Source organism: Streptomyces ochraceiscleroticus (assembly GCF_000720485.1).
Lineage (GTDB): Bacteria > Actinomycetota > Actinomycetes > Streptomycetales > Streptomycetaceae > Streptomyces > Streptomyces ochraceiscleroticus.
The window spans coordinates 1-298 of the sequence record NZ_JOAX01000121.1; the positions used below are offsets into that span (position 1 = coordinate 1).

At 66.4% G+C, this 298-nt stretch carries 1 protein-coding gene; it reads right to left on the reverse strand.

Translation table 11 applies throughout. The annotated features are described in order from the left end of the window. Positions 1-210: pore-forming ESAT-6 family protein (locus tag IG84_RS0137470; RefSeq protein ID WP_031068031.1), on the reverse strand; the 210-nt coding region annotated here is incomplete at its 3' end. Positions 211-298 lie beyond the last annotated feature (88 nt).

The following is a 298-nucleotide window of genomic DNA, read 5'->3' on the forward strand; positions in this document are numbered from 1 at the left end:
GACCTCCTGCGAGGCCCGGTTCCAGCGCAGCTCCTTGCCGTGGTACTCATCCGCCACGCCATCGGCCGTGAAGTCCGCCATCGCCGCCTTCACCTGACCGTCGCGCGCCGTGATCACCTGCTCCAGCCGCGCGATCACCGTCTGGATATTGCCCTGCGCATCACCCGACGCCGCCGTGTCATACGAACGACGATCCTGTCCACCAGCCATCACACACACTCCCCGTCACACAGAAGTTCAGCGGCCGCCGAACCGCGCCGCATCGAAATTCGCCGCCGACATCTGCTGCCGCGCGTTG